16 protein-coding genes and 1 pseudogene are annotated in these 17,369 nt (G+C 61.7%); 10 read left to right on the top strand and 7 right to left on the bottom strand.

All coding sequences use genetic code 11. The features are described 5' to 3' along the window. Nucleotides 1-7: 7 nt before the first annotated feature. Nucleotides 8-1,198: a 2-methylaconitate cis-trans isomerase PrpF gene (gene prpF / locus QUG01_RS05405; RefSeq protein ID WP_500829230.1), complete on the top strand. Its 1,191-nt coding sequence runs from the start codon at nucleotides 8-10 to the stop codon at nucleotides 1,196-1,198. A 312-nt stretch (nucleotides 1,199-1,510) separates the two neighbouring features. Continuing rightward, complete coding sequence (locus QUG01_RS05400; protein WP_500829229.1) at nucleotides 1,511-1,867, top strand: cupin domain-containing protein; 357 nt, start codon at nucleotides 1,511-1,513, stop codon at nucleotides 1,865-1,867. Here the strand turns inward: QUG01_RS05400 and QUG01_RS05395 are convergent. Then, entirely contained in the window at nucleotides 1,857-2,930 is a 1,074-nt protein-coding gene (locus tag QUG01_RS05395; protein ID WP_500829228.1) for an NAD(P)-dependent alcohol dehydrogenase, read from the bottom strand. The two genes, QUG01_RS05400 and QUG01_RS05395, sit on opposite strands and share 11 nt — an antisense overlap. Before the next feature lie 418 nt (nucleotides 2,931-3,348). Between QUG01_RS05395 and QUG01_RS05390 the strand changes: the two genes are divergently transcribed. From QUG01_RS05390 to dapA, 3 genes are all read left to right on the top strand, one after another. After that, entirely contained in the window at nucleotides 3,349-4,215 is an 867-nt protein-coding gene (locus QUG01_RS05390) for a DMT family transporter (RefSeq protein ID WP_500829227.1), read from the top strand. 68 nt (nucleotides 4,216-4,283) lie between these two features. Further along, nucleotides 4,284-4,676, top strand: a complete 393-nt coding sequence (locus QUG01_RS05385; protein WP_500829226.1) for a lysozyme inhibitor LprI family protein — start codon at nucleotides 4,284-4,286, stop codon at nucleotides 4,674-4,676. A 76-nt stretch (nucleotides 4,677-4,752) separates the two neighbouring features. Continuing rightward, nucleotides 4,753-5,655: a 4-hydroxy-tetrahydrodipicolinate synthase gene (gene dapA / locus QUG01_RS05380; protein WP_500829225.1), complete on the top strand. Its 903-nt coding sequence runs from the start codon at nucleotides 4,753-4,755 to the stop codon at nucleotides 5,653-5,655. A 68-nt stretch (nucleotides 5,656-5,723) separates the two neighbouring features. On the opposite strand, the gene QUG01_RS05375 is transcribed toward dapA, so the two are convergent. Continuing rightward, nucleotides 5,724-6,224 carry a YajQ family cyclic di-GMP-binding protein gene (locus QUG01_RS05375; protein WP_500829224.1) on the bottom strand — a complete coding sequence of 167 codons (501 nt, stop codon included), beginning with the start codon at nucleotides 6,222-6,224 and terminating at the stop codon, nucleotides 5,724-5,726. Between the two features lie 134 nt (nucleotides 6,225-6,358). Between QUG01_RS05375 and QUG01_RS05370 the strand changes: the two genes are divergently transcribed. Both QUG01_RS05370 and QUG01_RS05365 read left to right on the top strand, forming a co-directional pair. Further along, nucleotides 6,359-6,994 carry a LysE family translocator gene (locus QUG01_RS05370; protein ID WP_500829223.1) on the top strand — a complete coding sequence of 212 codons (636 nt, stop codon included), beginning with the start codon at nucleotides 6,359-6,361 and terminating at the stop codon, nucleotides 6,992-6,994. Between the two features lie 39 nt (nucleotides 6,995-7,033). Further along, a complete protein-coding gene (locus QUG01_RS05365; RefSeq protein ID WP_500829222.1) occupies nucleotides 7,034-7,546 on the top strand; it encodes a DUF1993 domain-containing protein in 513 nt (170 codons plus the stop codon). 49 nt (nucleotides 7,547-7,595) lie between these two features. Here the strand turns inward: QUG01_RS05365 and QUG01_RS05360 are convergent, their stop codons facing one another. From QUG01_RS05360 to QUG01_RS05345, 4 genes are all read right to left on the bottom strand, one after another. Then, nucleotides 7,596-7,799 carry a DUF2788 domain-containing protein gene (locus QUG01_RS05360; protein WP_103320319.1) on the bottom strand — a complete coding sequence of 68 codons (204 nt, stop codon included), beginning with the start codon at nucleotides 7,797-7,799 and terminating at the stop codon, nucleotides 7,596-7,598. A gap of 107 nt (nucleotides 7,800-7,906) precedes the next feature. Continuing rightward, on the bottom strand, nucleotides 7,907-9,133 hold the full coding sequence (locus tag QUG01_RS05355; RefSeq protein WP_500829221.1) for an argininosuccinate synthase: 1,227 nt from the start codon (nucleotides 9,131-9,133) through the stop codon (nucleotides 7,907-7,909). 48 nt (nucleotides 9,134-9,181) lie between these two features. Further along, complete coding sequence (argF, locus tag QUG01_RS05350; RefSeq protein ID WP_500829220.1) at nucleotides 9,182-10,105, bottom strand: ornithine carbamoyltransferase; 924 nt, start codon at nucleotides 10,103-10,105, stop codon at nucleotides 9,182-9,184. A gap of 191 nt (nucleotides 10,106-10,296) precedes the next feature. Then, nucleotides 10,297-12,255: an aminotransferase class I/II-fold pyridoxal phosphate-dependent enzyme gene (locus QUG01_RS05345; RefSeq protein WP_500829219.1), complete on the bottom strand. Its 1,959-nt coding sequence runs from the start codon at nucleotides 12,253-12,255 to the stop codon at nucleotides 10,297-10,299. A gap of 154 nt (nucleotides 12,256-12,409) precedes the next feature. Here QUG01_RS05345 and dinG point away from each other — a divergent pair, with 154 nt between their 5' ends. The 3 genes and pseudogenes from dinG (at nucleotide 12,410) to QUG01_RS05330 (ending at nucleotide 16,309) form a co-directional block, all read left to right on the top strand. Continuing rightward, entirely contained in the window at nucleotides 12,410-14,533 is a 2,124-nt protein-coding gene (dinG, locus tag QUG01_RS05340; protein WP_500829218.1) for an ATP-dependent DNA helicase DinG, read from the top strand. Nucleotides 14,534-14,647: 114 nt separating this feature from the next. Beyond that, a pseudogene (locus QUG01_RS05335) lies at nucleotides 14,648-14,935 on the top strand (DUF3579 domain-containing protein); the annotation flags it as partial. A gap of 198 nt (nucleotides 14,936-15,133) precedes the next feature. Beyond that, nucleotides 15,134-16,309 carry a porin gene (locus QUG01_RS05330; RefSeq protein ID WP_500829217.1) on the top strand — a complete coding sequence of 392 codons (1,176 nt, stop codon included), beginning with the start codon at nucleotides 15,134-15,136 and terminating at the stop codon, nucleotides 16,307-16,309. 70 nt (nucleotides 16,310-16,379) lie between these two features. On the opposite strand, the gene QUG01_RS05325 is transcribed toward QUG01_RS05330, so the two are convergent. Next, nucleotides 16,380-17,057 carry an endonuclease gene (locus tag QUG01_RS05325; RefSeq protein ID WP_500829216.1) on the bottom strand — a complete coding sequence of 226 codons (678 nt, stop codon included), beginning with the start codon at nucleotides 17,055-17,057 and terminating at the stop codon, nucleotides 16,380-16,382. Nucleotides 17,058-17,369 lie beyond the last annotated feature (312 nt).

Here is a 17,369-nt window from a genome sequence, read left to right as displayed (position 1 = left end):
TAAATACATGACTGACTCCAAACAAATCCGCATCCCCGCCACCTATATGCGCGGCGGCACCAGCAAGGGCGTATTCTTCCGGCTGCAAGACCTGCCGGAAGCCGCCCGCCAGCCCGGCGCGGCGCGCGACAGACTGCTGCTGCGCGTCATCGGCAGCCCGGACCCTTACGGCAAGCAGATAGACGGCATGGGCGGCGCCACGTCCAGCACCAGCAAAACCGTCATCGTGTCCAAGTCGACGCGGCAAGATCACGATGTCGATTATCTGTTCGGCCAGGTCAGCATCGACCAAGCCTTTGTCGACTGGACCGGCAACTGCGGCAACCTGTCCGCCGCGGTCGGGCCGTTTGCGATTGCCTGCGGCCTGATCGACCCGGCGCGCATTCCCGACAACGGCTTCTGCACCGTACGCATCTGGCAGGCCAATATCGGGAAGACCATCATCGCTCATGTGCCGATCACCCGCGGCCAGGTGCAGGAAACCGGCAACTTTGAACTCGATGGCGTGACCTTCCCCGCCGCCGAAGTGCAACTGGAATTTCTCGACCCCGCCGACGAAGGGGAAGGCGAAGGCGGGGCCATGTTCCCCACCGGCAAGCTGGTGGACCAGCTGGATGTGCCCGGCGTGGGCAGCTTTCCGGCCACGCTGATCAATGCCGGCATCCCCACCATCTTCGTCAATGCGGCCGACATCGGCTATACCGGCACTGAGCTGCAGGATGCCATCAATGCCGACCCCGCCGCGCTGACGCGTTTTGAAACCATACGCGCCTACGGCGCGCTGAAGATGGGGCTGATCGAGAACCTGGACCAGATCGCCAGCCGCCAGCACACGCCCAAGATCGCCTTCGTGGCGCCGCCGGCCGACTACACCGCATCCAGCGGCAAGCGGGTCAAAGCCACGGACATCGACGTGCTGGCGCGCGCCATGTCCATGGGCAAGCTGCATCACGCGATGATGGGCACCGCCGCCGTAGCCATCGGCACCGCCGCCGCCGTGCCCGGCACCCTGGTGAATCTGGCCGCAGGCGGCTGCAAACGCCAGGCCGTCCGTTTCGGCCACCCGTCCGGCACCCTGCGCGTGGGGGCGGAAGCCAAATTGGTGAATGGCGAATGGACCGTGACCAAGGCCATCATGAGCCGCAGCGCCCGCGTCTTGATGGAGGGCTGGGTTCGCGTGCCCGCGGACACGGTATAAGAACCGCGAACAAAACCCCTGATCCTGCGTTGCGCCTACTTGCCGTATGACTTGTACTGTCTGCGTCGGCGCGCCTTGGCTCAGGTTCTCTAATGAGTTTTCGTTCGCGACTCTAAACACAAGCCACCGAAAAAGGGATGCCAAGGCATCCCTTTTTCTCTTTCCCCTGTCCGCCCGGCCTGCCGCTGACAATTTCCGGCGCCATCCATGAGATAATGCCGCCAGGCATTCACGCGAGCCGTGCGCATCCCGGCATCATCCGGCCCGCCGACGCGTCATGCCCGCCCTGTCATCACCCGGAAAACCAAGCCCATGGACAATACCGCCCCCATCCTGACGTCTTCATCCGACTGGCACTGGAGCCCCACCCCCTATCCCGGCGCAGATTTCGTCTGGTTGCGCAGAAATCCAGACGGAGGCGGGTCGGCGTTGCTGAAGCTGGCCAAAGGGGCGAAGCTGCCCTTGCACCAGCACCCAGGCACGGAACAGGTGTTCGTAACCGCCGGCAAGCTGAAAGTGGGCGAGCATGTGCTGAACAAGGGCGACCACCTGTTCATCGACGCCCATGTTCCGCACGCGGTGGAAGCGCTGCAGGCCACCGTGTATCTGACCCTGTCGGAGACCGATGGCGTGGAGCTGCTGGAGCAAGAGCCGGCTTTTACGGCTTGATCGCCACCTTCAGCACGCCGTCGCGCTGATGGGAGAACAGATCGTAGGCCTCGACGATCTGGTCCAGCTTGTAACGATGCGTGACCAGCGGCGACAGGTCCAGACGCTGGCTCTCCAGCGCATTCATCAGCCGCCGCATGCGCTCCTTGCCGCCGGGGCATAGCGAGGACACGATCTTTTTGTCGCCCAGGCCGGCATTGAACGCGTCCAGCGGAATCTTCAGATCGGTGGAGTAAACCCCCAGGCTGGACAAGGTGCCGCCCGGCTTTAGCACGCGCAGCGCCGACTCGAAGGTACCCTGGGTGCCCAGGGCTTCGATCGACGCGTCCACGCCGCGGCCGCCAGTCAGCTTCATGATTTCCGAGACCACGTCCACCTGGCGGAAATTCAGCGTCACATCCGCGCCCAACTGGCGCGATATGCCCAGCCGCTCATCCAGGCCATCCACCGCGATGATGCAAGACGCGCCGCGCAAACGCGCGCCTGCCACCGCGCACAAGCCTATCGGCCCCTGCGCGAACACCACCACGATGTCGCCAATCTGGATATTGGCCGCCTCCGCCCCGGCAAAACCGGTGGACATGATGTCGGGACACATCAGCACCTGCTCGTCGCTGAGCCCGTCTGGAATCGGCGCCAGATTCGCCTGAGCGTCCGGCACCAGCACGTACTCGGCCTGGGTGCCGTCTATGGTGTTGCCGAAGCGCCAGCCGCCCATGGGCTTGTAGCCATGGCATTCGCAACCGCCGTCCTGCGCCGGATGGCCGTCCTGGCAGCCATAGGAGGTGAAGCTGGGGCAAATCGCTCCCGCGATCACCCGCTGCCCTTCTCGATAACCCTTGACGTTGGCGCCCAGTTTCTCGATCACGCCCACCGGCTCATGGCCTATGGTCAAGCCGGACGCCACCGGATACTCGCCTTTCAGAATGTGCACATCGGTGCCGCAAATGGTGGTGGTAGTGATCTTCACCAAGGCATCGCCAGGACCGACCGCAGGAATCGCTTTTTCCCGCAGTTCTATCCTGCCTGGCGCGACGAATACCGTTGCCTTCATGCTGCTCATGGCCTGTCTCCCGCATCATTGGCGGCTGCGACGCCGGATCGCGCGCAACCCATGCTTCAATACAGTAGACCTATTCACCGGCCGCAAGCGTGCCGCCAGCCCGAATGGCCAGTGCCTGACACAGATCAATCCGGCTGCCTGGAAGCGGCTGTGTCCAGCGCGCAATGCGCGCAAGCGCGCCGCCCGAACATGACGCGAATGGCTTTGCATGCCCATCAGCCGCCCAGCCCAAAAGCGGGCCGATAGAAGCGACAGGCCAGACACAATCCATTTCCCCTACTAGACGCAAGGTATCGTCAATGCTTGCCGTTATGGCCCCGCAGAAGGAAATGTTGTCCGCTTGATGTAACAACTGGTTTACATGATGTCGTTCCGCGTAAAATATCTCCATATAAAATAATTTCGCTGGATGACAATCATGAACAAGCCGATGCTCTACGCGTTCGCCGCCATCGCCATGTGGGCCTCCGTAGCCACGCTCAGCGCGCTCACTCACAGCTTGCCGCCCTTCTTCGTCGCCGGCGTGGGCCTGATCCTGGGCAGCTTGCTGACCGTGCGCCGCGCCGGAGATTGGAAAGTGCCGCTGAAAGTGTTCGCCAACGGCGTGTACGGCATCTTCGGTTTCTACTTTTTCCTGTTCAACGCCTACCGCCTGGCGCCGGTGATGGAAGCCACCGTGCTCAGCTACGTCTGGCCGCTGCTGATGGTGCTGCTGTCGCCGCTGCTGCTGCCGGGCACCCGCCTCGGCGTCAATCACATCCTAGGCAGCCTGATCGGCTTTGCCGGCGCGGCGCTGATCGTCACCGGCGGCAAGTTGTCACTGTCTATGGGTGCCCTGCCCGGTTATTTGATGGCGCTGGGCGCCGCCGTGGTGTGGGCCACCTACAGCCTGTTCACCCGCCGCCTGCCGGCCAGCTCCGACAACGCCGTCGGCGGCTTCTGCCTGGCCTCCGGCATGCTGGCCCTGGGCTTGCATTTCGCCACCGAGCCGGCCGCCCACCCCACCGCCACGCAGTGGCTGATCATCGGGGTGCTGGGCTTGCTGCCCATGGGCGCCGCCTTCCTGTGCTGGAACCGCGCCATGCAGCTGGGCGACCCGCGCCAGACCGGCGCGCTGGGCAACACCACGCCGCTGCTGTCCACGCTGCTGTTGGTGGCATCCGGCCAGGCTGCGCTCAATGGCAGCGCCGCCATCGCCATCGCCATGATCGTGGCCGGCGCGGCGCTGGGCACATTGCCGACGGAGCGGCTGCGTCTGCCATGGAGCCTGCCGCGCCGCGCCTGAGCCATAGGCCGGGCTCGCCGCTTCGAACCGCGGGCTATAATCGCCGCTCCCACTCGAGGAGAACTGCCATGAAGCCCGCCCTGTTTCTGTCGCTGACGCTGCTCGCGGCCAGCCACGTCGCGCTGGCCGCGGACGACAGCTGCAAAAACGCCATGACGACGCTTGAGATCAACGACTGCATGCAAAAGCAGTTTGAAAGCGCGGACAAGCGGTTGAACCTGCGTTACCAGGAATTGCTGCAAAAGCTGCGCCAGAACGATAACAGCGCGGCGGCGGACAAGGACAAGCCCGCCTCCTTGCTGGCGCAGGCCCAGCGCAAATGGATAGCCTTCCGCGACGCGGACTGCGACGCCAAGTACCAGATCTACATAGCCGGCACCATACGCAATGCCGTCTATCTGGGTTGCAAGATAGAGCGCACCGAACAGCGCATCAAGGAACTGGACTCGGCCCTCTGGTAAGCCCTCGGGTTTGCGGCCACGCGCCCGAAGAGTATCATTTCCGCCTATCTTCAGACAAAACAAAAAAGGGCCTGACATGGCAAGATACTGGGGGCCGGTGCTGACCGCGATGGTCACGCCGTTTGACGCGACGGGGCGCTTGAATCTGGACATGGCATGCCAGTTGGCGCGCCACCTGGCCGACAACGGCAGCGACGGCCTGGTGCTGGCCGCCACCACTGGCGAGGCCCCCACACTCTCCGAGGCCGAGCGCTTCGAGCTGATCCGCGCCGTCAGCGAAACCGTGACCATCCCGGTGCTGGCCGGCACCGGCAGCAACGACACCCGGCACGCGCTGGAGATGACGGCCAAGGCGGAAGCCGCCGGCGCCGCCGGCGTGTTTTTGGTTTCTCCGTATTACAACCGTCCGCCGCAAGCCGGCATCGAAGCGCACTTCCGCGCGCTGGCCGCCGCCACCCGCTTGCCGGTGATGCTGTACGACGTGCCCTGCCGCACCGGCCGCCGCATCGGCCACGACGTGCTGATCCGGCTATTCCGCGAAGTGGACAATATCGTCGCCTTCAAGGACGCCACCGGCGACCCGGCCGCCGCCGCCCGCCTGATGGCCGAGGCCGGCGATCATTTTGAGCTCTACTCCGGCGACGACGCGCTGACGCTGCCGCTGCTGGCCGTCGGCGCCGTCGGCGTGGTCGGCACGTCCAGCCACTGGACCGGTCCGGAGTTCGCCGCCATGATCGCCGCCTTCGAGCAAGGCGAGGTGGCCCGCGCCCGCGCCATCAACGCCGCGCTGCAGCCTTCTTTCGCCTTCGCCAATACCGAGGAGTCGGTGTTCTCGATGTCGGTCAAGGCCATGCTGCGCAGCCAAGGCCTGGCCGTGGGCGAATGCCGCTTGCCGCTGCCGCCCGCGCCAGCCGGCGTAGAAGAACGCGCCGCCCAGGTGTGGCGCGAACTGCAGGCCTGGCGAGCGATGCAGCGTTAAGCCGCGCCAATCATGCAAAAAGGAGACCTCTCGGTCTCCTTTTCCTTCGCTCTCGCACCGATCAGGGCTTAATCGCGGAAGTTATTGAACTGCAGCGGCGCGCCGTTTTCCAGATCGTTGGCGATATCCTTCTTCAGCACGGCGATGGCCTCCTGCAGCACGTCGCGCTTGGCGCCGGACACACGCACCGCCTCGCCCTGAATGCTAGCCTGCACTTTCATCTTGGAATCCTTCAGCAGCTTGACGATTTTCTTCGCCAGATCGCTGTCCAGGCCTTCCTTGATCTTCAGCACTTTCTTGACCTTGTTGCCGGATACCTTTTCCAGCTTGCCATAGTCCAGGCTGCGCACGTCGACGGCGCGCTTGGACAGCTTGTTCACCAGGATGTCGTTGACCTGGTCCAACTGGAATTCGGTGTCGGCGTACAGCGTCACTTCCTTGTCGTTGAATTCGATGCGGGCATCGCTGCCCTTGAAATCGTATCGGGTGGAAACTTCCTTATTGGCCTGATCCAGCGCATTGCGCACTTCCACCTTGTTTACTTCGGAAACGACATCAAAAGACGGCATAAAACTATCCTCATATGGAACCAGCAGAATTCTAGTAGCGCGCCGCCGGCTTGTCACCCGCGCCGGGCATTGCCAAACCGCCCCGCCGCGTGGTGTGATGGAGCATTCAAGTCCATCATGACCCAAGACAAGACATGCTCGTGACCCTGCCGCAACTGGCCGCCTTCCTGGCCGCCGCCATGCTGATCACCCTCTCGCCCGGCCCGGACAACCTTATGGTCCTGAGCCAGGGCATTTCGCGCGGCCGCCGCCAAGGCATGGCCTTCGGACTCGGCTGCGCCCTAGGTTGCCTGAATCACACACTGCTGGCGGCGCTGGGCATCAGCGCGCTGATCGCCGCGTCGCCGCTGGCTTTCACCGCGCTGAAAATCGCCGGCGGGGCTTATCTGGTTTATCTAGGCTGGGGCGCCATCCGCAGCCCCTGCGCCAGCTTCCGCGCCGATGGCCAGGCAACCGGCCCGCAAAGCTCGTTGGCCGCCACCTTCCGCCGCGGGCTGATCGCCAACGCCATCAACCCCAAGGTGGTGCTGTTCTTCCTCGCCTTCCTGCCGCAATTCGTCAATCCGGCGCAGGGTCCGGTCGGCCTGCAGACCGCCATCCTCGGCACCGTGTTCACGCTGCAGGGCGCCGTCATCTTCGGCGCGCTGGGCTACTTTTCCGGCCATGTCGGCCAGTGGCTGGCCAGAAGCTGCAAGGCGAGCCAATGGCTGGACCGCATCGCAGGCAGCATTTTCATCGCTTTGGGACTGCGCCTGATTCTGGCGCGCTGATCAGTGCCGACCTGTCGTCGGCCGCACTAGGAGCCAAGCATGACGTTCAACGTGTACCAAGCCTCCATCCCCGTGCTGTTGCGCGGGCTGGACAATCTATCCGCCATCCTGCGCAAGGCGGAGCAGGACGCCGCCGCGCGCAACATCGCGCCAGAAGTATTTTTGCAGGCGCGGCTGGCGCCGGACATGTTCCCGCTGTTGCGCCAGGTGCAGATTGTCAGCGACACCGCCAAGGGCTGCGCCGCCCGGCTGGCCGGCATTGAGGTGCCGAGCTACGCCGACGAGGAAAAAAGCTTTGACGAGCTGCAGCATCGTCTGGCCCAGACCCGCGCTTTTATTGAGCGCATCCCCCAGGCGCAGCTGGACGGCAGCGAAAGCCGCGAAGTGACGCTAAAAGTACGCGGCAACGAGCTGCGCTTCCAGGGCCAAGACTATCTGTGCGGCTTTGCGCTGCCCAATTTCTATTTCCACATCACGGCGGCTTACGCCATCCTGCGCCATAACGGCGTGCCGCTGGGCAAGATGGACTACCTGGGCCAGGTTCAACAATAAGCACGATGCAAACGAACGGCGCGACGGCAAAAACCGCCGCGCCGTCTGGCTATTTCTTCAACAAGAATTCCACCAGCACGGTCTTGAAGATAAAGCCGGTCACGCCAAAGCCGAGCGCCAAAAACAGCACGAACATGCCCAGCTTGCCTGCCTTGGATTTCTTGCCCAGGTCCCAGATGATGAAACCCATGAACAGAATCAAACCGGTCAGACAGACCGCCATCGAAATATCGGTGAATTGCTCTTCGGACACCTTGTCATTCCTTATCCGCTTCACAAAACACAAGCCTGGTTTGCTCTGCGGGCTATGAAAAATGGCGGCCGCATGGCCGCCATGCCAACGGTATAAGCCCGATTATATCAGCTACGCTTGTTCCGCGCATTGGCGGCAATGCGCATCCGCAAGGCGTTCAGGCGGATGAAGCCGGCCGCGTCGGCATGGTTGTAAGCGCCGCCGTCTTCGTCGAAGGTGGCGATGGTCGGGTCGAACAGCGAGTCGGTTTTCGATTCGCGGCCGACGACGATCACATTGCCCTTGTACAGCTTCAGCCGCACCCAGCCGTTCACCGTGGCTTGCGAGGCGTCTATCATCTGCTGCAGCATCGCGCGCTCCGGGCTCCACCAGTAGCCGGTGTAGATCAGCTGCGCGTATTTCGGCATCAGCTCGTCTTTCAGGTGGGCCACTTCGCGGTCCAGGGTGATGGACTCGATTGCGCGGTGCGCCTTCAGCATGATGGTGCCGCCCGGGGTTTCGTAGCAGCCGCGCGACTTCATGCCCACGTAGCGGTTCTCGACGATGTCCAGCCGGCCGATGCCGTGCTTGTTGCCCAGGCGGTTCAACTCGGTCAGCACCGCGGCCGGGCTCAGCGCCTGGCCGTTGACGGCGACGATGTCGCCCTTGCTGTATTCAAGCTCCACGTATTCGGCCTGGTCCGGCGCGTTTTCCGGGCTGACCGACCACAGCCACATGTCCTCTTCCGGCTCCTGCGCCGGATCTTCCAGCACCGTGCCTTCATACGAGATATGCAGCAGGTTGGCATCCATGGAATACGGGCTGCCGCCGTTCTTCTTCTTGCTGATGTCGATGCCGTGGGTTTCCGCGTAAGCCAGCAGCTTCTCGCGCGACAGCAAATCCCACTCGCGCCACGGCGCGATCACCTTCACGTCGGGCTTCAGCGCGTAATAACCGAGCTCGAAGCGGACCTGATCGTTACCCTTGCCGGTGGCGCCGTGCGATACGGCGTCCGCGCCGACCTGGTTGGCGATCTCGATCTGGCGCTTGGCGATCAGCGGACGGGCGATGGAGGTGCCCAGCAGGTATTCGCCTTCGTAAATGGTGTTGGCGCGGAACATCGGGAACACGAAGTCGCGGACGAATTCCTCGCGCAGATCCTCGATGAAGATGTTCTCCGGCTTGATGCCCAGCGACACCGCCTTTTGCCGCGCCGGCTCCACTTCTTCGCCCTGGCCGATATCGGCGGTGAAGGTCACCACTTCGCACTGGTACTCGTCTTGCAGCCACTTGAGGATCACCGAGGTATCCAGACCGCCGGAATACGCCAAAACCACTTTCTTGATGTCAGACATTGCTTCTCTTTCTACTGAATGGTTTGCCTATGCGCCGAAGGGAGGACCTCAGTCCTGGTTGCGTCCCAACAGCAGGAATTCGATCAGGGCTTTTTGCACGTGCATGCGGTTTTCCGCTTCGTCCCACACCACGCTCTGCGGGCCGTCTATCACCTCTGCCGCCACTTCCTCGCCGCGGTGGGCGGGCAGGCAGTGCATGAACAAGGCGTTGGGCTTGGCATGCTGCATCAGCGCCGCCGTCACCTGATAGCCGGCAAAAGCCTCGCGCCGCGCCGTTTGCTCGGCCTCGTAACCCATGCTGGTGAACACGTCGGTGGTGACGATGTCCGCGCCCTGCACGGCGCGCACGGGGTCCTGGGTCAGCTCCAGCACATCAGGGCCGTAATGATGGCCATCGAGCGCGGTCAGCTCGTAACCCAGTGGCGACGCCACCTTCAGCTTGAAGCCGAGCAGGCGCGCGGCCTGCAGCCAGGTGCGGCACACATTGTTGCCGTCGCCTATCCAGGCCACGGTCTTGCCCTTGATCGAGCCATGCCGCTCGACATAGGTGAAAATGTCGGCCAACACTTGGCACGGGTGGTACTCATTGGTCAGGCCGTTGATCACCGGCACCCGCGAGTGGGCGGCCAAGCGCTCCACCAGGCCCTGCTCGAAGGTGCGGATCATGATGATGTCGCTCATCCTGGACAGCACGCGCGCGGTGTCCTCGATAGGCTCGCCGCGGCCGATCTGCGAACTCTTGGTATCCAGAAACATCGCGTGGCCGCCCAGCTGCGCCATGCCGGCCTCGAACGAGACGCGGGTGCGCGTGGAATTCTTTTCGAACACCATGGACATCACCTTGCCGACCAGCGGCCGGTACAGCTCGCCGGCGCTTTGTCGTCGCTTCAGGACCTGGCTTCGCGCGAAGAGATGGTGGTACTCGTCGGGAGTGAGGTCGCTGAACTGCAGGTAATGCCTTACGGACGTCATGATGCTCCAATCAAAAAAAAGAGGCCGTTGCGCGTGCAACACCAAGAGGTGATTTCATGCGCAACGGCACATTACTACACGCTGGTCTCAAGTCACTTTACAAATGCCGCACCCCCATAAGCACACAGGCATGTTTTACAGAAATGCGACATTTGTTATATTTATCGGAAATCGCCCTGTCTGACAAGCACTCAGTTGAACAGGCTGCGCCCCGGCAGCTCCGCCCACTCCTCCGGCCGCAGCACCCGCACGTAGAATTCCCCGCCATCTTCGGCCAAACCATGCATTTCTATGGTTTTTTGCGTTTTTTGCAAACGCGCCAGATAAGCCAGTATGGTGTCGTCTATCACCTGCCCCGGCACCAGCACCGGAATGCCGGGCGGATACGGCACAATCTGGTCGCAACACACCCGCCCGCTCAGCGCGGCATTGGGCCGTCCGTCATCGTCCAGCAGCGGCAAACGCTCCCCCGCCTCGTAGAAGGCGTCGCGCGGCAGGCAGGCCAGGCGGGTGAAGCGCGGAATTTCCGGCATCCGCCCCAAGGCGCGCGGCGGACGGTTTTCCTTAGCCAGCCGCAGCATCGCGTCGTACAGCCGGGACAACTTGCTGCGGGTGGTGCCTATGGTCAGCAGCAGCGTGATGGTGCTGAAGGTCGACTTCTCCACCTGGATGTTGTAGCGCTCGAACAAGCCCTGCTGCAGCTCGTCGGCGGTGAAGCCGGAGCGGCTGAAATCGACGGTCAGCTTGGTGGGGTCCAGCTGAATGCCGTCCTCGCGCATCTCTTCCGGCAATAGATCATTCAGTTCCAGCACGCGGAAGGCGCCGGTGGAGTTGATCTTCTCGCGCAGCTCCTGCGCCAGCTTCAAGGTGCGGTCCAGCAGGCGGTAGCCTTCCATCACCGCCTGCTTGCGCGCCACGTCCAGGCTGGCGATCAAGCTGTATTGCGGACTGGTGGACGCGTGCATATTGAAGTTTTCGCGGAACAGATGTTCGTCGAAGCGCGGGTCGTTTACGTGAATCATGCTGGCTTGCGAGAACGCCGACAGCACCTTGTGCGTGCTTTGCGTGACATAGTCGGCCCCGGACTCCAGCGCAGTGGGGCGGAAGGCAGGATGGAAACGGGCGAAACCGTACCAGGCCTCGTCCACGATCACCTTGATGCCCTTCTCGTGCGCGGCCTCGATAATGGGCTTCAGGTCGTAGCGCAGGCCGTCGTAGGTGCAGGAGGTGAGGATCAGCACCCGCGCATCCGGATTCTCGTCTATGGCCTGGAAAATGGTCGTCTTCGGCACCGGCCCGAAAATGCCGTACTGCCGGTTGATCGACGAGTCCAGATACACCGGCCGCGCGCCAGACAAAATCACGCCGTGATGCACGGACTTGTGACAGTTGCGATCCAGCAGCAGCTTGTCGCCCGGTGCCAGCAGCGTCTGAAAAATCACCTTATTGGATGTGGAGGTGCCGTTGGTGGCGAAATAGGTCTTGCGCGCGCCAAAGGCCTTGGCCGCCAACATCTGCGCCTCGGCGATGACGCCGGTCGGATGCAACAGCGAATCCAGCATCGGCACCGATACCGACAAGTCCGCGCGCAGCAGATGTTCGCCGACGAAATCGTGGAAATCGCCGACCCACGGGCTGCCCTTCAGCGAATCGCCGCCGGAATGGCCCGGCGTATGCCAGGAATCCTTGGCCATCCGCACATACTGCTTGAGCCGGTCATAAAAAGGAGTAGCGGACTTTTCCGCCAACTCAGCCGCCAGAATGCGGAACCAGCCGTTGAAATCGGCCTCGTCGCGGTAGAAATAGCCGTCCACCGCGTGGCTGGCCAATTCCTCCACCAGCGCTCGCTCGTCGTCGTCCCGCAAGAAGACATACAGCGAGATTTCCGGACGGAAATCGCTGATGCGGTTGGCCAGCTGCGCCGCCGCTTCGCCATTGGCGGCGCCCTTCAACTGCCGGTCCACCAGCGCCACCTGCACCTCGCCGTCGCGGGCAAGCAGCTCCATGGTTTCGGCCGTGGCGTTGGCGGCGACGAAAGTCAGGCCAAACGGATTTTCCAGCCGCACCGCGGCGGCCCCCAGGCCCGCCATCACTTCGGCTTGCCAAGTCACATCGTCGCTGACCACGAGCACGCGGCTAACGGGTTTCATGATGGTTTCTCCTGATGGTGTTTGCCGCGCACATTGTTATGTGTGGAGTCTGTCCGGCCATGCGCGTGTTTTTTGTTTTCCCCTATCCTATCCGCATCCTGCGCCCGCCGTCATTATGCAGGCGCACATCGGCCGCATACGTTACAATTGCGCCATGCTGACCGATGCCGAAAAAGACGCCATACGCGACCACTATCGCGCCATTTCCGACCGCCTGCCGGGCTTCCGCCCGCGCGCCTCGCAACGCCGCATGCTGGCCGAAATCGCCAATGCGCTGGCGCGCTCGCAAGAGAAAGTCGGTGACGAATGGCCGGAGCGCGAGGGCGAAAGCATTACCGTGATCGAGGGCCCGACCGGCGTCGGCAAGAGCCTGGCTTATCTATTGGCCGGCGGCGTGATGGCGCGCGCGCGCGGCAAGAAGCTGGTGGTCACCAGCGCCACCGTGGCGCTGCAGGAGCAACTGGTCAACCGCGATCTGCCCTTCGTGGTGGAAAACAGCGGCCTGCCGCTGACCTTCGCCCTGGCAAAGGGCCGCGGCCGCTATCTGTGCCCGTACCGCCTGTACGGCCTCACCGCCCAGCACGCGCAGCAAAGCCTGCTGCAGCCGGACCCTATGATGGCGCTGTGGGACCACAAGCCGGAGCAGGCCGAACTGGACGCGCTGACCGCCATGGCCGACGCCTTCCATCAGCGCAAATGGAACGGCGACCGCGACAGCTGGGACAGCGTGGTGGAAGACGGCCTGTGGGCGCGCGTCACCAATGACCGCCACGGCTGTCTGAAAACCGCCTGCCCGAACCGGGTGGAGTGCCCGTTCTATCTGGCGCGCGACACATTGGAAAACGTGGACGTGGTGGTGGCCAACCACGACTTGATGCTGGCGGACGTCTCCATGGGCGGCGGCGTCATCCTGCCCGCCCCCGAGGAAAGCTTCTATTGCATAGACGAGGCGCACCATCTGGCCAAGAAAGCCATCAACCAGTTCGCTGCCGAACATTCGCTGGGCCAAGCGTTGGGCTGGCTGGACAAGGTGGGCGCCGTCGTCGTTCATGCCGAAGCGCATACCGGCAAGGCCGAGCTGGCGAGCAGCGCCATCGACTCCGCCGCCGCCTGCGTGGAAACGCTGACCGAGTGGCAATGGCTGCTGGGCAGCGAAGAATCGCTCGCCGCCAGCAGCGACAATCTGGAGCCGTCCTGGCTGATTGAAGACGGCATCCTGCCGGAGCGTCTGAAAACGCCGGCCGCCAATATGGCGATTTCCGCGCGCGCGCTGAGCAAACAGCTGGACGATATGGGCAATGCCCTGTCCGAAGCGCGCAAGGACAAGAGCGGCGACGCCGATCTGGACAAGACGGCCACCGAGCTGGGCTTCCTGATCGGCCGCGCCGAACAGCTGATGGCGGTATGGGACTTGTTCGATACCGAAACGCCGGCAAACGCGCCGCCTATCGCCAAATGGATTACCCGCCGCTCTGAAGGCAAGGGCGACTATCTGTTCTCCGCGTCGCCCGTCAGCGCCGCCGCCAGCCTGGCCGCCACCCTGTGGCGCCGCGCCGCCGGCGCCATCCTGACCTCCGCCACGCTGCGCTCGCTGGGCGACTTCGAGCTCTTGCTGTCGCAAACCGGCCTGAAATGGCTGCCCAAAGTCAGCTGCCTGGCATTAGACTCGCCGTTCAATTTCGACGAGCAAGGCGAACTGTATCTGCCGCCGCTGCTGGCCAGCCCCAAAGACCCGGGCGGCCACACCCGCGAGATCATAGAATGGCTGCCTAAGCTGATCGACCTCTCCCAGGCTGTCGGCACGCTGGTGCTGTTCTCCTCGCGCAAGCAGATGCAGGATGTTGCCGCCGGCCTGCCGGCCGAATTGCGCGCACAACTGCTGGTTCAGGGCGACATTCCCAAGCGCACGCTGCTGGACACCCACCACCAGCGCCTGCAAAACCAGCAGGCCAGCGTGATCTTCGGCCTGGATTCTTTCTCGGAAGGCCTGGACTTGCCGGGCGAGAGCTGCGTGCACGTCATCATCGCCAAGCTGCCGTTCGCCATGCCGGATGATCCGGTGGGCAAAACGCTGTCGCGCTGGATAGAAAAGCGCGGCGGCAACCCCTTCATCGAGCTGACCGTGCCGGAAGCGTCGATCAAGCTGGTGCAGGCCGTCGGCCGCCTGATCCGCACCGAGCGCGACTACGGCCGCGTGACCATCCTGGACAATCGCCTGACTCGGCAAAGCTACGGCAAGAAGCTGCTGGCCTCGCTGCCCCCATTCAAGCGCATATGATTTTCAGGTATGATCATGGAACTTTCGCATTAGCAAATAACGCCGCCTACAATATCCCCTAGCAAGTACGACAAAACAGGCTACACCCAAAGCAAACATACTGGTCCCACCGCCATGATCTGTAATCCGTACGAAATCGTGATCCAAGGCCTCACCTCCGAGGGCCGCACCTTTCGCCCCAGCGACTGGGCCGAACGCCTGGCCGGCATCCTCGCCTCCTTCGACACCAACCAGAAGCTGTCCTACCATGCCTTCGTCCGTCCGATGATGCTGGAAGGCGTGCGCTGCGTGGCCGTGGACAAGAAACTGGAAAAAATCTACCCGCAAATCTTCCAATTCCTGATGGCTTTCGCCAAGGACAATGACCTGCGCGTAGTCGATTGTCGGACACTGATCGACGAAATCTACCCGAACAAGTTTTTGGCATAAACGCAACAAGCGTCGTATTCTCGCCACTCTTTTTGCCAGTTTGGAAACAGTTTTGTCATATTCTGTGGTTAAACTCAGACAAGTTGTGAAGCGGCAGTCTAATCTGTGAACAGACATGCCGAACCTTCACGCTTCATCGCAGAACCGTCTGACTTGACTTGGAGTTCCATCATGCAAAAGAAGAATCTGGCAGCATTGGTTGCATCGCTGTTCATCGTTCCGGTCGCAGCTCACGCCGACGTCACCATCTATGGCTTCATGAGCGGTGCCATTGAATCCACCAAAGCGACTGGCAACGGCGATAGCAGCAAGGATTACACCTCCCGCTCGCGCGTAACTGATAACAACTCCCGCATTGGCTTCAAGGGTTCGGAAGACTTGGGCAATGGTCTGAAGGCCATCTGGCAAGTGGAAAGCAGCCTGCGCAACTTCGAGCAAGGCGGCACCAACGACAAGGGCGAATCTGCCACCTTCGCCACTCGCAATACCTTCGTTGGCTTAGAAAGCGCTGATTTCGGCCGTGTCCTGCTCGGCCAATACGACTCCGCCTACAAAACCCTGTCTGGCAGTGGCAACAAAGCTTTGGGCATCGACATCTTGGCCGATACCACCGCTTCCACCTTCAATAAGTCCTCTGTCAACGGTCGCGGGGAAGAACGCGTAAAGAACTCCGTTCATTGGTACTCGCCAAAATGGGCGGGCTTCCAATTGGGCGCATCATGGGGCGTAGATGAAAACCGCCTGCAAGACAATACCAACAAATCTTCCGTCGATGCCAAGCGCCTGTCTCTGGGTCTTGCATACAATTGGGAAGCCCTGACCCTGAGCACTGGCTGGGATCGCCGTTACGATACCGCGGTGAAGGCCAACACCAATACGATCTACGACGGTTCGAAAAACACCCCTGCGGATGCCAATGGCAGCAGCGGCAAAAATGTCAGCCTGTACAATATTGCCGCCAGCTACAAGTTTGACTTTGGCACGTATGTCGGCGGCTACTACGAATGGGCAACCTACGATCAAGTAGGCGGTGGCCAACTGAAGCAGGATGATTGGCTGATTGCACTGGGTCAGGACTTTGGCGCAGCTTCCGTAAAATTGGGTTACGGCCAGCTGGGCAGCTTGAAGAACGTCGCCACCGGTATCAATGGCGATGATTTCAAGGCCAAACAATGGTTGTTGGGTGGTACCTACAACCTGTCCAAAACCACTCAGGTTCTGGCGTACTACACCAAGATCACCAACAATGCGAAAGCCAATGCCAACTTCGCGAACAATGCCATCAATGGCTTGGTTGCCGGCAACAGCCCGCAAACCTTCGGCCTGGGCTTGAAGGTTGCGTTCTAAGCCTGATTCGATCTAAAAGTCAAAACCGCCACGGCATGCCGTGGCGGTTTTTTATGCATGAGCAGAAACATCAACCACACACCCTGTTCAACTCCTCCGGCTGCGACACCAGGAAGTTGCCTTCTCCCTGCCATTGCATGATGCGCTTATTGCGCTGGCGCTCCCACTCATCGACCGGATATTGGCGCGCCCAGGCGCACATCAGCTGCTTGTCCTGGCGGCTCATGCTCAAGCCATAGCGCTGATGCATGTACAGCGTAATCCGCGCCGCCGCTCCCCTGACCTCCTCGCGCGGCTGAAAGCGCTTGAGCTTGAAGTCCACGATGGACTGGCACTGGCCATACACCGGGCGCGGATGAATTTCCCAAGCGCCATAGGAGAAGTTGGCGCGATCGCCGTTGACCTCCCCCACCGCCGGCACCAGATTATTCAGGTCGCCCTCCGCCATCTGGAACAAGGGATCATTTGCGGCGCAATTCTTGCGGCCTCCCTGTTGCCAACACTGGCGCTGATGTCCCAGCACCCAGGCTGGCACCACATGCTCCCATTCGATGCGGCTGGCTCGGCTTTCCGATTTTCGTGGCTGATAGCCGCAAGATGCCCAGTCCACTTCCTTGCCCTGATAGCGGCAGCCGCAATAAAAATCGACCTCCATGCCGGAATACAGCCTCGGCAGAATACGCTTGGCGGCAGTGAAGTTCCGATGCCCCACTTCCTTGCTGCCGCCAACCAATGGCTGAGGATTCACCTTGTCTGCCGGAACCGATGCCGCTTGCCCGGTTCCAGATAGCAAAGCCTCCCCCAGTGCCGCTAATTGCTTGACTTCGCCCGACTTTGCCACCTGGTTCAACTGATGAGCGTCGCAGGCTACCAGGGACAAACTGATTGAGATTAGAAATATCGATGTTCGCATTGACCGGAGTGTAAGCACTCAAGCCAATAGCAGCAATATGATTGCCTAATTATGGCTATGTCCCAATTACAAGTTGGTAACTACACTGAAGTAAGCCTCTCACCAGGAGCGTGATGATGGATACCCAGTCGTTTCAACGCCTGCTTG

This window comes from Chromobacterium sp. CCUG 76385 (assembly GCF_059916625.1).
This window is presented reverse-complemented; position numbering and strand designations above follow the sequence as displayed.

Bases quoted from the DNA above. Each gene is read 5' to 3' on its own strand.
- prpF (WP_500829230.1), top strand. From the start codon at position 8: ATGACTGACTCCAAACAAATCCGCATCCCCGCCACCTATATGCGCGGC.
- QUG01_RS05400 (WP_500829229.1), top strand. From the start codon at position 1,511: ATGGACAATACCGCCCCCATCCTGACGTCTTCATCCGACTGGCACTGG.
- QUG01_RS05395 (WP_500829228.1), bottom strand. From the start codon at position 2,930: ATGAGCAGCATGAAGGCAACGGTATTCGTCGCGCCAGGCAGGATAGAA.
- QUG01_RS05390 (WP_500829227.1), top strand. From the start codon at position 3,349: ATGAACAAGCCGATGCTCTACGCGTTCGCCGCCATCGCCATGTGGGCC.
- QUG01_RS05385 (WP_500829226.1), top strand. From the start codon at position 4,284: ATGAAGCCCGCCCTGTTTCTGTCGCTGACGCTGCTCGCGGCCAGCCAC.
- dapA (WP_500829225.1), top strand. From the start codon at position 4,753: ATGGCAAGATACTGGGGGCCGGTGCTGACCGCGATGGTCACGCCGTTT.
- QUG01_RS05375 (WP_500829224.1), bottom strand. From the start codon at position 6,224: ATGCCGTCTTTTGATGTCGTTTCCGAAGTAAACAAGGTGGAAGTGCGC.
- QUG01_RS05370 (WP_500829223.1), top strand. From the start codon at position 6,359: ATGCTCGTGACCCTGCCGCAACTGGCCGCCTTCCTGGCCGCCGCCATG.
- QUG01_RS05365 (WP_500829222.1), top strand. From the start codon at position 7,034: ATGACGTTCAACGTGTACCAAGCCTCCATCCCCGTGCTGTTGCGCGGG.
- QUG01_RS05355 (WP_500829221.1), bottom strand. From the start codon at position 9,133: ATGTCTGACATCAAGAAAGTGGTTTTGGCGTATTCCGGCGGTCTGGAT.
- argF (WP_500829220.1), bottom strand. From the start codon at position 10,105: ATGACGTCCGTAAGGCATTACCTGCAGTTCAGCGACCTCACTCCCGAC.
- QUG01_RS05345 (WP_500829219.1), bottom strand. From the start codon at position 12,255: ATGAAACCCGTTAGCCGCGTGCTCGTGGTCAGCGACGATGTGACTTGG.
- dinG (WP_500829218.1), top strand. From the start codon at position 12,410: ATGCTGACCGATGCCGAAAAAGACGCCATACGCGACCACTATCGCGCC.
- QUG01_RS05330 (WP_500829217.1), top strand. From the start codon at position 15,134: ATGCAAAAGAAGAATCTGGCAGCATTGGTTGCATCGCTGTTCATCGTT.